This window comes from Sediminibacillus dalangtanensis (genome assembly GCF_017792025.1).
In the GTDB taxonomy this organism is placed as follows: domain Bacteria; phylum Bacillota; class Bacilli; order Bacillales; family Amphibacillaceae; genus Sediminibacillus; species Sediminibacillus dalangtanensis.
Window position 1 is genome coordinate 2,939,683 of record NZ_CP046956.1, and the last position, 13,882, is coordinate 2,953,564.

General features: G+C 43.3%; 11 protein-coding genes. All 11 read right to left on the minus strand.

Annotated elements, in window-relative coordinates; genetic code table 11:
- Positions 1-13: 13 nt before the first annotated feature.
- The 11 genes from ERJ70_RS14730 to ERJ70_RS14780 all read right to left on the minus strand — a co-directional run bounded on the left by ERJ70_RS14730 (position 14) and on the right by ERJ70_RS14780 (position 13,614).
- Entirely contained in the window at positions 14-958 is a 945-nt protein-coding gene (locus ERJ70_RS14730) for an ABC transporter permease (RefSeq protein WP_209365562.1), read from the minus strand.
- Between the two features lie 53 nt (positions 959-1,011).
- On the minus strand, positions 1,012-2,571 hold the full coding sequence (locus ERJ70_RS14735; protein ID WP_245208010.1) for an ABC transporter substrate-binding protein: 1,560 nt from the start codon (positions 2,569-2,571) through the stop codon (positions 1,012-1,014).
- Between the two features lies 1 nt (position 2,572).
- Positions 2,573-3,646 (minus strand): serine hydrolase domain-containing protein, encoded by a 1,074-nt coding sequence (locus ERJ70_RS14740; protein WP_209365563.1) that lies wholly within the window; start codon positions 3,644-3,646, stop codon positions 2,573-2,575.
- 18 nt (positions 3,647-3,664) lie between these two features.
- A complete protein-coding gene (locus ERJ70_RS14745) occupies positions 3,665-4,510 on the minus strand; it encodes a MurR/RpiR family transcriptional regulator (RefSeq protein WP_209365564.1) in 846 nt (281 codons plus the stop codon).
- 745 nt (positions 4,511-5,255) lie between these two features.
- Complete coding sequence (locus ERJ70_RS14750; RefSeq protein WP_245208011.1) at positions 5,256-6,248, minus strand: Gfo/Idh/MocA family protein; 993 nt, start codon at positions 6,246-6,248, stop codon at positions 5,256-5,258.
- 56 nt (positions 6,249-6,304) lie between these two features.
- Positions 6,305-7,075, minus strand: coding sequence for a carbohydrate ABC transporter permease (locus tag ERJ70_RS14755; RefSeq protein WP_374099819.1), 771 nt, complete (start codon positions 7,073-7,075; stop codon positions 6,305-6,307).
- Positions 7,076-7,125: 50 nt separating this feature from the next.
- Positions 7,126-8,124 (minus strand): carbohydrate ABC transporter permease, encoded by a 999-nt coding sequence (locus ERJ70_RS14760; protein WP_209365567.1) that lies wholly within the window; start codon positions 8,122-8,124, stop codon positions 7,126-7,128.
- 169 nt (positions 8,125-8,293) lie between these two features.
- The gene (locus ERJ70_RS14765) at positions 8,294-9,586 is read right to left on the minus strand and encodes an ABC transporter substrate-binding protein (RefSeq protein WP_209369415.1); all 1,293 of its coding nucleotides are present in this window, start codon (positions 9,584-9,586) and stop codon (positions 8,294-8,296) included.
- 149 nt (positions 9,587-9,735) lie between these two features.
- Positions 9,736-11,163: an AraC family transcriptional regulator gene (locus ERJ70_RS14770; RefSeq protein WP_209365568.1), complete on the minus strand. Its 1,428-nt coding sequence runs from the start codon at positions 11,161-11,163 to the stop codon at positions 9,736-9,738.
- A complete protein-coding gene (locus ERJ70_RS14775) occupies positions 11,138-12,619 on the minus strand; it encodes a sensor histidine kinase (RefSeq protein ID WP_209365569.1) in 1,482 nt (493 codons plus the stop codon). Before ERJ70_RS14775 ends, ERJ70_RS14770 begins: the two co-directional genes overlap by 26 nt.
- Positions 12,616-13,614 carry a sugar-binding protein gene (locus ERJ70_RS14780; RefSeq protein ID WP_209365570.1) on the minus strand — a complete coding sequence of 333 codons (999 nt, stop codon included), beginning with the start codon at positions 13,612-13,614 and terminating at the stop codon, positions 12,616-12,618. The genes ERJ70_RS14775 and ERJ70_RS14780 overlap by 4 nt, the downstream gene beginning before the upstream one ends.
- Positions 13,615-13,882: the final 268 nt, after the last annotated feature.

Here is a 13,882-nt window from a genome sequence, read left to right on the forward strand (position 1 = left end):
TCATTCCACTTACTTATTTATACGTTATTCTTGGATCCAGATAGGAATAAAGGAGATCAACTAATAAATTGATCAATACAAAAACAAATGCAATAAAAAGAACTGCACCCTGTACAACTGTAAAGTCCCTTTGCGTAATAGCGGTAAGGACAAGTTGGCCTAACCCGGGAAGCGAAAAGATTTGTTCAATGATGACTGTTCCACCCAGTAGTGTGCCGATTTGCATGCCTATGATTGTAAGAATCGGAATCATTGCATTCCGTAGGGCGTGTTGAAAGATAACTACTCTTTCCCTTGCCCCCTTTGCTCTAATAGTACGGATAAAATCCTGCCGCAAAACCTCCAGGATAGAGGAACGGGTCATGCGCATGACAGCTCCTGCCATTGCAGTTCCCAATACAATCGACGGGAGGATCATGATCTGCAGATTGGTGGCAGGATCTGCAAAAAAACCGACATAGCCAACTGGCGGACTGTAGGAAAAGAACAAAGCAAGGATGAGAATTAAAACAGTGGCTAATGCAAAGTTAGGAACAGACACACCTAGCAAAGATATAAGCCTCACTCCAAAGTCTGCTTTGGAGTTTCTCTTTATAGCAGCAACTATTCCTAACGGGATAGCGATAATCCAGGAAATGACCGCCGAAATAAGGGTTAACTCAAATGTTAATTTAAATCGATTTAGAATATCCGGCAAAACTTCCTTACCTGTTCTCATTGATTCACCAAAGTCCCCTGTAAGAACCCCCGCCATCCATTCAAAATACTGTTGATAGATAGGCAGATTCAATCCGAAATCCTCCCGCAGTTGTCTAAGTGATTCCGGGGTGGCATCTGTACCGAGAATGGTCATAGCCACATCTCCTGGTACGATTCTCATGATCACAAAGATAAAAACGGAAACACCAAATAATACTGGAACAAGCATTAATAAACGTCTGATTATATATGCATACATCTAGTCACCCTCAATGCCAAGAGAATAGGAAGGGCTGACAAGCAGCCCTCAAATCATTTTTTATAAACCTCCACAATTTCTTCCCCATTATGCGGATAAGGGGTAAATCCTTCTACACTGTCTCTGACTGCTACGTAATTCATTGGAGAAACCAGGAATAAGTTTGGTGACAAATTAATTATTTGTTCCTGAGCCTGCGCATAAATTTCCTTGCGTTCTGCTTTATCTAAAGTCTTCCTTCCTTTTTCTACTAAATTATCATATTCCTCATTCGAAAAATTCCAGACATTTGCAGAACCTTCGGTATTAAAAAAGTAGTTTAACGAACGATCTGGATCAGTCCCAGAACCATTTCGACCAACAAGAACATCGGCAGAGGTATTGGACCATGTGTCAATATACTCTCCCCATTCAATTTGGTTGATTTCTGCTTGAACACCTATCTCTTTCCACTGCTGTTGTAATAGTTGAGCCGTATCGACCATGTCTGGATAAGTTGATGCCGTGGTAATGACGGTTTCGAATCCATCTGGATAACCCGCTTCCGCCAGAAGGTCTTTGGCCATTTCCAAATTCCTTTGGTAAAGTTCTTCCTTTGAAACATCTATTGCCCAATCTCCCATGGAAGGAGCGACAGGACCAGAGACCACTGCATCGCCATCCCAGACTATTTCTGCAATGCTTTGGCGGTCAGTTGCCAGACTTAATGCTTGACGTACTTTTTCATTGTTAAAAGGTTCTTTATCGACATTGAAACCGACATAACTATATTCAAGGGACTGATAATCCATAATATTCACACCATCTTGATCCTGCAGCAACGATGCAGATTTGGCAGATAATGTCGTTAAATCCACTTCTCCCGTACGGATAGCTGACAGTCTTGATGATTCTTCTTTCATCGTGTTATAAACGACTTCGTCCAATTTCGGTTGATCGTCAATATAATAATCTTCATTTTTGACTAAGGTTACATGATTGTCCGGAACCCATTCTTCCAATTTAAACGGCCCGGTTCCCACAGCCGTTTGTTGCAAGTCTTCATTCTCTTCCACTACTTCTTTAGGTACCACGACGGCACTGGCATTTGTCAAGTAAGAAAGAAAGGTGGCATCAGGCTCACTTAAAGTAAACTTGACAGTATAATCATCTTCCGCCTCGACTTTTTCAACATTGGAAAAATACGACGCGATATGAGAAGCGGTTTCTTCATCCAAAATTCGTTCGAAGCTATACACCACATCATCGGCGTTCATTTCACGTCCATTGTGGAACTTTACGCCTTCTACCAGATGAAAAACATAGGAGGTATCATCAGGTTGTTCCCAGTCTGTTGCCAATTGCCCTTTCACTTCCATATTTTCATCAAAAGTAAGTAGCCCCTCGTAGATTTGCGAATAAATTCTTATAGATGAATGTGCCGGTGTCTTGTGTGGATCCAACCCTGCCGGCTCTTGGTCATTCGCTATGTTTAAGACTTGTTCTTCGGCATTCTCGCCTTTTGCCTCTCCACTGTTCTCTCCTCCCCCGGTTTCATCTGAAGAACACCCGGCAACGATTAGTGAAATAAAAAGGAACAAACATGGCAGCCACTTTCTTCTTTTTCCCATCATTTTATAAATCCCCCTTTAATTTTTCATATCTCTTAAGTACTGTTTCAAATATTTCTTTTCTAAAAGGATTGATATTTTTCGGTTTTTCAACATGAAGACGGTTTGTAAGAATTCCTACGGTCAACTTTTTTTCAGGTACAACCCAAATAGAAGTTCCTGTGAATCCCGTATGCCCCGCACCTTCAGGAAATACACCACCCACTTCCCAGCCAAGCCCGCGATTGTGTGCTTGCCGATCAAGACTGTAATCAATCAGTTCCTTCCTTATCAATTGCTTACCTTTATAACTTCCTCCTTTCACATATAAATCGCCTAATTTCATTAAATCTTTTATATTAGAAAACAAACCAGCGTGACCTGACTTTCCAGAAAAGAAATAATAAGCATTTCCATCATTCACATCCCCAGATATCGGATGATGAAGTGACCGCCAATCTTCAAACCGTAAGTTCCTGTCTTCACACATTTTCATCTCTGTTCTATTTCCAAATTCTGTAGCAGCAATCTCAGAATGCTTTGAAGGCTGATAAGTCAGGGAGGACAACTCTAATGGTTTTCCTATATGCTGGTTTACAACTATTTCTAAATCTTCGTTAAACTGCTCTTTTACTACTTCACCCAATAACATGAAATTTAAATCACTATAAATTACCTCGTCACTGCTTCTCTCTATCAAATCTATTTCCTCAAGTACTTCAAAAAAATTATCGTTGGGTAAATTGGTGTAAAAAGGATGCCACGCTTTCAGTCCAGAAGTGTGCGTTAGTAATTGGTTAATTGTTATATTCGCTAATGTGGAATTTCTTGATGTAATCGGAAGGCAATGTTTTAACGGTGTTGAAAGAAAAATCTTCTTTTTCATGATTAATTGTAGGATAATCGTGGTGGTGAAAATTTTAGTGATACTGGCTAGATCAAAAATGGTATGTGGTTTCGTATCCAAATTTTTTACAAGGTCTGCTTTCCCGTAAGCTTTAAGAAAAACCGTTTGCCCATCAATGGATATAGAACAAACTCCTCCAGAAAAGAAATTACATTGGAGAAATCGCTCAAATATTCGATCGATTTCGTCCATAGGCGTCCCCCCTTAAAATCAAAATCTGTTTTGAATAATATTTCTTGTCTTATCTAGAAAGCCAATTGATTCTTGATAGTTTTTAGAAGCTAATCCAGTAAATAATATGTCGACAATATTAAGTTGGGCGATTCTGGAAGCAGTTGCTCCACTTCTAATGCTTTGTTCTAGATTGGAAGCAAATAGATTAACATTTGATAAGCCTTGCACCTCGTTATTTCCATAACTGGTGATGGAAATAACAGAAGCTTTATTTTGGCGGGCTATTTTTATCGTATCGACAATTTCTTTGGTTTCCCCTGAATAAGAAACCGCAAGAACTACATCTTCTTTGGTGAGGTGAACAGCGGAAGTGAGTTGGGCATGACTGTCCGTCAGTGCTTCACACCATTTGTTGATCCTTTTGCATTTCTGTTCAAAGTCCTGCGCCACGATGGCCGACGCCCCTACGCCAACTACTAAGATTTTTCTTGCGTTTTCCAACATTGTAACCGCAACTTCCATGGAATTCTCATTCAGGACAGATAAGGTGTCTTCTATTGATTGGAGATTATTACTAGATACAACTTCAATGATTTCCTTGATGCTTGCAGAAGTAGAGATGTCCTGATATCTCTCTTGCTGTGACCCTCGTTTATTAACAGATGCCGAAATACTTAACTTTAATTCTCGAAATCCATTAAACTGGAGGGACCTGCACATACGAATAATGGTAGCTTCACTAGCTTCGCACCCCTTGGATAACTGAGCGATTGGCATCGCAAGTATCTTGTCAGGATCTTTTAATATGTACTGGGCCACCTTTCTTTCTGAGGGCTTCAAAGTTGTTAATCCTTGTCTTATTCTTTCTAAACCATCATTCATCCGTAATCCTCCATTAACACTCATTGAAATTATGAAGTTTTATTACATTAATTATTCGTTTTAGTGTAGTTAAACTACATTCTAATGGATGATTCTTCAGAGGTCAACTTATTTTTACAATTTTCTTAAAATTTACGCTATTGAATTCACAAACACCCCATCCCTCGACAAGAGTTCCTGAAAAATCCTTTTGTATCTAAAACGGCTGGCAAAGTTTGTTGTTGATACCACCGTCCACCTGTCGGTGGATGCTTATCACGGGAACGGACTCATCCCGGAATCAACAGAAGCCCATCTAAAAAGAGGGATTTTCTTTGATTTATAAAAGAAAATCCCTCTTTTTTCTTTTACGATGAAGGAGTACAAAAGGCTAGACCGTCAATTATCCAGGAATTTTTAGTCCATACGAATAACTCTACATACGGTGGTCCCTGAAAATCATATTCTTCGGGAAAGCAATAAGCTTTTAGAGGTTTATGACGAACCGAAGGACAAATATTTTCCTGACAATGGACGAAAGCAGTTCCGAAGTCGTCTTATTTGTGGAGCTCGAAGGCATGCACATTCACACGGAACATGTAAAACGAATCCGTTAAACTAATGAAGGAATAGAGCGACAAACCTCTTGAAATTAGACGGAAAGCGGTCTGTATGGAAATTAAATTCCATACAGACCGCTTTTTAAAATTCTACTATCATAGAGCTTCAGTTTTTCAGTAGCCTCTTCGACAGGATGGTTTTTAAATCACAACCGCACTGCTTCCCCAGTCACAATCGACTTATAACAGGCATCGATTGTTCTGATATTGTTCAGCATTTTTTCTTCCGTGTACAGCAAAGGCTTATCTTCCAAAACAGCCTCGGAAAAATGCTCGACTTGCAGTTTGTACTGATCGCCTTCGATACGCATTTCAACCGACTCTCCGTCCGAATTCGTAATCCGCAACAAACCAGCACCACCTGGATTTTTGTCGGGACGGTAGGCGTTCTCCACCTCGATTTTCCCGGTAGATCCAACCACTTCATAACTATTTACCGGCAACTGTTCGAAGCTGCAGTCAAACACCGCTTCCACTCCGCTTGCAAAAGAAAGAGTGCCGGCGACTGTAGTATCAACTTTTGCCGAATGTTGCTTAGCATGCGCGTACACCTGAATCGGTTCTTCCTGCAAAATCTCCCGAATGGAATGGAGGCAATAACAGCCGACATCATATATCGATCCACCACCCAACTCCTTGTTCAGCCTGATGTTTTGCGGGTCATTCTGCAGGAGGAAGGAAAAACTGGCCCTAATCAAGGAAATCTCGCCAATCTCTCCTTGCCTAATCAAGTCTCTGACTTTTTCGTGCAGTGGATGAAATTGATACATGAAAGCTTCCATAAACTTGACGTCATGTTCATTACAAGCTGCCAGCATCTCCTGCAGTTCTGTTTCATTCAAAGCAGCTGGTTTCTCGCACAAAACGTGTTTGCCATGTTTGGCCGCTTCGATCACCCAATGCTTATGAAGACTGTTTGGAAGCGGGATGTACACCGCATCAATTTCTGGGTCTTCAAGTAACTGTTCGTAACTTGTGTACGCTTTGTTGATACCGAGTTCTGCTGCAGCCTGCTTGGCTTTATCGCCTCGGCTGGCAATGGCGGCAGCTTCAGCGTTGATCGAGCGCTCAATCGCCGGAATCAGCTGCTTTTTTCCAATACTCGCTGTACTGAGTATTCCCCAATTCACTTTCTTCACGTTTATCCGCCTCTCTTTCATTTACTTCCGGTTCCATCTAGCTGTCTACTACTAGTTTAGCCTTTGACAGATCCGGCGAGCAAGCCGCGGACAAAGTATTTTCCGAGTAAAATATAGACCAGCAGCGTCGGCAGCGCAGCCAGCAATGCACCAGCCATCTGTACGTTCCATTGGACGATTTGACTTCCGGACAAATTCTGCAGGGCCACCATGACTGGCTGGCTATCCGAGTTGGTAATGGTCACGGCGAACAAAAATTCATTCCAAATATTGGTGAACTGCCATATCGCCACGACGACAAAACCGGTGATCGATAACGGAATGATGATATGCCGGAAGATTCCCAGGAAATTGGCACCGTCGATTTTAGCCGCTTCCAGCATGGTATCAGGAATGTTGGCATAAAAATTACGGAACATCAGGGTCGTGATCGGCAGTCCATAAACCACGTGGGTCAGGACGAGTCCGGCAATAGAATTGTACAATTCGATATTGCGTAAAAACTGAATCAGTGGAATCAGGATACTTTGATAAGGAATAAACATTCCGAACAAAATGACCGTAAAAATCAATTCCGATCCTTTGAACTTCCACTTGGACAACACATATCCATTCATCGCACCAAGTAACGCAGACAATAATGTCGCTGGCACTACCAGGTACACACTGTTCATGAAATTCGGTGCTAGTTCCGAGAATGCATGGGAATAGCTGCTAAAGTCAATCGCGGAAGGTAATGCCCACATATTCGCTAAGGATACCTCATCCAATGGCTTCAAGCTGGTGACGAGGATAACGTAAACCGGCGTCAGGAAAAGGACGGCCATCACAATTAAGATGAAATATTTGATTGTTTTCCAAACGTTGAATGTAGCCATTATCCATCACTCCTTCTGTTGGCCAGTAAGTAAGGCACGATAAACACCGCTACCAGAAGCAGCATGATAATTGCGATTGCCGCACCATTGGCATAGTAATTGCCCCGGAAGGTCGTTTCAAACATATAGACACCTGGTACGTCGGTGACGAAGTTTGCACCTGAACCAGTCATCGCATAAATCAGATCGAATATTTTCAATGATATATGCGCCATGATGATGATGACACTGACCGTGATCGGCATCAACATCGGTAAAATCACCTTTTTATAAATCTGGAATTCAGAAGCACCGTCCATCCGGGCAGCTTCCCGCAATTCGTCCGGTATACCACGCAAACCTGCCAGGTACATCGCCAGTGAAAAACCGGTCATTTGCCAGACAGCAGCTATCACGACTGCTATAATGGCGACAGGAAGCCCGAATTCAATACTGCCCCATTCAAAGCCTGCGAGAATGTTCGTGTCAGTGTACCATTTTGGCTGAATTCCAAACACTGCCAAAAACTGATTGTAGCCAGTAGATGGATTGAGCAGCCATTGCCATACAACCCCGGTAACAACAAAGGATAAGGCCATCGGAAACAAAAAGATGTTCCGGAAAAGGGACTCTCCCTTCAGTTTCTGGTCGATCAGGATAGATAAACCCAGTCCCATCACAATAACCAACCCGATAAAAAGAATCGTAAAAAATACGGTGTTTCGCAAATCCGCCTGGAAGCGGTAATCATTGAATAAATAAATATAGTTTTTCAATCCTGCAAACGAAAAATCAGGAACAAGTGTATTCCAATTACTCACGGAAACCCAGCCGGTCCAGCCAATGAACCCGTACACGAAGATAAGTACCAAAATGAAAGAAGGTGCTAAAAATCCGAGAGCCACCCACTGGTCACCGGAGATTTTTTTCTTCGGTTTTTTTTCTTTATGTTCTGCCGGCTGCTGTTGACGGCTTTCCGTATATTCCTGTTCCTGTCTGTCAACTGCTTGTTCTGCCATGTCATCAACCTCCTGTCAGAGGGTAGAGTCTCAATCAGGAAAGAGGCTGACTCCTCACGACGGAGCCGTACTCTTCATCGCCAGGCCTACTGGCAAGGGAGAGAAGCTTGAACCATTGTTTCGGAGTCAGCCGCTTTTTTGATTAATGTTGCATTACCCTGTTTAATTCTTACAATTCAGATGCTGCGTTTTTGAGCGTATTGATCAAGTTATCAACGTCAAGCTGTGTGACGAAGATATTCACCGCCTGATTTGCTTTGGTCACGAATCCTTCTGCAGCTGCAGAACCATGCGCCAGACTCGGGGTCAAATTGGATTCATTAAAGTCTTTCATCGCATCCTTGCCGTATTCATCGTACTTGGATTCGTCGGCATCGACACGTGCCGGAATGGAACCTTTCAGCGGGTTGAACGCATCCTGGCCTTCCACAGATCCGAGAACACTCAAAAATTCTTTTACTTCATCTGGATTTTCGACACCCTTAGGCAAGCCAAAGGTGTCCGTGATTACCATGAAGTCACCGTCGGTTTCCGGGAATGCGAAGTAACCGAAGTCTTTGTTTGTTTCCAATTCAAGGTCATTCGAGAAATATCCTTTTGCCCAGTCACCCATGTTGATCATTGCTGCTTCGCCGTCACCGACTAATTGTGCAGCATCCTGCCAGTTACGGGATGCGTGGTCTTCGTTTACATAGCCAAGAACTGTCTTGAACTTTTCAGCAGCCGCCACGACGCGGTCGTCATCGAATGGAATATCGCCTGCCCACAGGCTCTTGTAGTCATCAGGACCAAGCTCGCCAAGCAGGATGTTTTCAAAAATCTGGGTAGCTGTCCAGGCCTCTTTGTCACCGAGAGCAAGCGGAGTCACACCTGCATCCTGCAATTGATCAGCTACTTCGATAAATTCGTCATAAGTAGTAGGAACTTCCAAGCCGTTATCTTCAAATACTTGTTTGTTGTAGAAAACAACATTACCGCGATGGATATTAACAGGGACAGAGTAAATGTTACCGTCCTTGCTCACCATGTCGATCAAATCCTGAGGAAACTTATCCATCCATCCTTGTTCCTCATAGAAATCATTCAATGGTTCCATTTTGTCTGCTGCCACCCAGCCTTCATTCAGCTCTGCACCACCGTGAACCTGGAATGTGGATGGTGGATCGTCCCCTTGCATCCGAGTAGCCAGAACCGCTTTTGCATTTGTTCCCGCTCCCCCGGCAACGGCTGCATTGTCCACTGTGATATCGGGATGCTCCTGTTCAAACAAATCGATCAGCGCCAACAGTCCGTCTTCTTCACCGGCTCCTGTCCACCAGCTAAAGATTTCCACTGTTCCTTCTCCGCCTCCGCCGGATTCTGCTGATTCACCGGAATCACCGCCATCTGAAGCGTCGGCATCCTCTCCTCCATCAGAAGATGAATCGGAACTACAAGCTGCAATTACGAGTGCCATAACCATTAATAAAAGAATTCCAAACAGCTTTTTCACTTCTAAATCCCCCTTTTCTTTGACTGGTAAAGCGTTTTCAGTTAACGCTTACATTTTCATTATAAAGAGGACTCCCGGAAAAAGGGGAGCCAATTTTCTGTAATTTCTTATGATTTTCTTCACTTTTTTAAGATTTCTTTCTGATACTGCTTCGGAGACAGCGAAAAATACTTTTTAAATACCCTGCTGAAATAATTTGGATCTTTGTATCCAACCATAAAGCATATCTCCTTCAAGGTATACCGATGGGATTGTAGGAATTCTTTCGCTTTTTGCAATCGGACATGGGTCAAATAATCGATGAATGTTTCGCCGGTCGATGCTTTGAATAAATTCGAAAAATAATTCGGACTTAATTCCGCATGCTCCGCGACATCCTCCAGACTGATTGGTTCATGAAAATGGTCGTGAATAAATTTTTTCGCCCGTTCCATTTTATCCTGCGACTGATAGTGATGCAGGACATTCAAGCTGGCGAGTTTCAAGTAGTCTGTCCATCCTTGATAATCGTCTTCCACAGGAAAACCCGTCTCCGGAGGCTGGATACCTCGTTGCTGCAGTTCCTGTTTTAAGCGAAAGTACAACTCATGAAGCATTTCTACGCTGTCTTCTTTATCCTTCCACCATTCGGAAAAAAAGTGGATGGCATTCGTGTGATTTCCACTGGCCACTTCTAATAAAATATCCTCCAGAAAATTGTTGCTCTGTCGCTGTTCGGCCGGAGGAAAGCCAAAATTGCTGTTGCCGATTTGCTCAAGATGTTTGACTGCCTGAATTGCTTGATGATAAGCGTCCGGCAGATCTTCCAGTTTATCCGTTGGATAGCCTGCCCCTATGTACGCCTGGGGACCGAGCTGTACTTGCAGCTTCCGTGCCAACTTCAACACAGCTGCTTTATCCTTCCTCGTCCTCGAAAGCACGACGATGATCAGCTGGTCATCTTCCATCCGGTAAATATAGTCATCCTCTCCAAAATGTTTCGCCCAATCTTCCGTTTCTATTTCTTTTAGCGGCTGATATTTTATAGCAAGGAAATAGGCGGACTGCAAACCAGGAAACAAGGTTTCCTGCAATTCGAACGTGTCCGCGCCGACTTCATATTTCATCAGTCTGGTTAAAAACAATTCTCTGGCAATCAAACTGGAATGGCGGTGCTCCTCCATTCTTGCCGCTTCTTCCATCACTTCTTTTTTCACTCGAAGAACCGCCCGGATCGTTTCCTCTTTTTTGCTCGGCTTCAGAATATATTCCTTCACTCCCATTTTCATCGCCTGTTTGGCATAATCGAATGAATCGTAGGCAGATACCAAAATAAACTTGATCGTGGGATCCCTTCGATGGATGGCTTCTATTGCTTCCAGTCCGTTGATGCCTGGCATTTTTATATCCATCAGGATGATCTGAGGTAATAATGCCTCCGCCATCTCAATCGCCTTCCTGCCGTTTGCAGCCTCTCCCACTACCGTCACATCAGAAAAATTATCCTCGAGAAATTTGCGCATCGCTTTCCGTTCCAGTAGTTCATCTTCCGCTATTAGTACTCTCATCGTTTCCTCCCTCCTGATCACCGGCTCCCGCCAGGGTGAATTGCTTCGGCAATAACAGTTTGATTCGTGTCCCTTCGCCTGACTGTGATTCAATTTCGATGACATGCTCTGTACGATAAAACAACTGTAGCCTGCGAATCACGTTGCTTACTCCCAACCCAGTGGAATGTCCGATATGGTCTTCTGCTTTATCCCTGGTGACATTGAGAATGCTGGCAACTTTATCCTCGGTCATCCCTTTGCCGTTGTCATTGATTTCTACGATCACGGCTGTTTCCTCCTCATATACGAACAGCTTGATTTCGCCGCCTTCCTCCTGTTCCTCCACCCCATGGATAAAGGCGTTTTCGACAAGCGGCTGCAATGTCAGCCGCGGAATCGGAAAGTCGAGACAGGTTTCATCGACTTCGACGACAAACGTGATCCTTTCTGTAAATCGCGTTTTTTGAATCGTCAAATACTCCCTTACTGCACGGACTTCTTCCCGAAGCTGCACAAATTTCTCGATATCCCCAAGACTGTAACGAAGTAGTGCGGCTGTCGAGTCGATCAAATTGGAAGTCGATTTGGCTTCCTCCAAATAAGCCATTTTGGAAATCGTATTCAAGGTGTTGAACAAGAAATGAGGATTGACTTGGTTTTGCAAATGTTTCAGTTCCAGTTCCTTCATCAAACGTTCCTGTTCAGATTGATCTTTAATTTCTTTGATCAGTTCTCGAATGTTGGCCCTCATCTGGTTGAAGGAGCTGCCAAGCAGTTTCAATTCATCATTCGAACGCACATCGACCGGTTCGCCCTCAAAATCGCCGTGGGACACCTCCCGGGCTGCCTTTGTCAACGTTTGAATCGGCTTGTTGATCCCATTGGAAAACCAAATGGCAAAAAAGACAGCAAGCATGACCGTTGTCGTAAATACAAAGAAAGTAAACCAGCGGAATGCTTCATTTCGTTCCTGTAAATCCTGGTAGAGTGTTTGATACTCGGTCAATTCCAAATCGATCAAATGGAGGGTTGTTTCCTGAATATAAGAAGCAGTACTTTCCGTTTCCTTCAAATGGGCTGTGTACCTTTCGATGTCATCGCGAAGGACAAAGCCGGTGGTGATTTCACTTTCATAGATGATGTTATCGATCAGATTGATATAGTTTTTCGTCTGGATTTGTTCCTCGCTGCTCAACATATTCTGAAGCCGTTTTTCTTCCTGCATCATCGTCTGACGGGACTGGTAATAGGCGGCTTGATTTTCTTCCGACTGCTCCATCACATATGCCTTGGTATTTTCATATAGTTTGTTGGCGGATTGAGAGATAGAATTCAATAATAAAAATCGCTCAAAGCTGGAATGGTACGAGTTGGTCAGCGTGTTGGAACTGACATAAATAGAAATCGATACAATATTGAAAAGAATGACAAAAACAAAAAAGTAAAAGATCAATTTCGTGCGAATCGATTTCATGAGCCCTCGCCCTTCCGGATGATTTCCCCGTTGTTGATATCTTTTGCCCGGATGATTCCAGTCCCGGTATATTGCATTGGCTCTACCTTTCTGCCATGCTGCAGGTCAACCATCCGTCGGACTGCCTGCTTTCCCATTTCCGTCGGATATTGCGTGACCGTGGCTGCGATTTTCCCTTGATCAATCATTTCTAATGTTTGCGGTAATATGTCGAAGCTCAGCACGTAAGGCGTTTGATCAAGATGGATCTCTTCGATCCCCTGGACGATCCCCAATCCGTCCAAAGCACTCATGCCGATTAAGGCGTTAATTTGCGGATGCTGTTTCAACAAAGAGTACGTCGCTTCAGCCGCCCCGATTTCGGTGATATTGGATTCCAATACATCCACCAGTTCGATTCGATCTGTTTCCGCAATAGCTTCCTTAAATCCCTGCAGTCGTTCTTGCTGGTTCAAGGCGTCATACATTCCGATAACTGCACCAACCTTGATTTCCCCTTCTGTATCCTTGATGACAGCCTGTCCGGCCGAGAAACCAGCTTTGTAATTGTCCGTTCCAACATACAACTGCCGCTCACTTTGCGGGACATCGGTATCTACCGTGATGACTTCAATGCCCCGTTCGACCGCTTTATGCACGAGCGCCTTGAAGCGTTCTCCCGGCATCCCCTGGGTGATGATTCCATCCACTTTCGAGGAGATCATCCTGTCAAAGGTTTGCAGCTTCTCTTCATTATCACTTTTTCGTGGGCCGATATATTCTAAATAAACATTATGCTTGGCCGCCTCTTCTTTCGCTCCGTTCTCGATCTGCCGCCAATAATCATTGCCTACCTCCTCGGTGATAAGAGCAAAATGATAATCATAGAGTTGCTGGGAGGAGATTTGCTTTTCAACATAGAAAGTTTCCTTACCATAGTAAAGCATTAGAAAAAAACTGGTTGAAAATAAAGCAAGCACGATTGTGAACAATATACTTTTCGGCAATTTTTTCATTGTCTTTCCCCCTGCCTCACCGATGTAAGCGGTTAACTAAATGAACATAATCGACTATCACTGTTTCTAGATTATCTCATTCAGCAAAAATTTTTGCCAGTCCATTCTATTATTCTACTAGGCTGATTGTACGAGATTTTTGCTTTTATGCAGGAGATTTATAAACTGAGAACTGTTTTCTCTTGCGAAACTATTTGGTTCTATACTGAATGTGCTGGTGTCCCTTGTCGTGATATAGATTCGCAAGGCGACCAAAGCAAAAACCGAA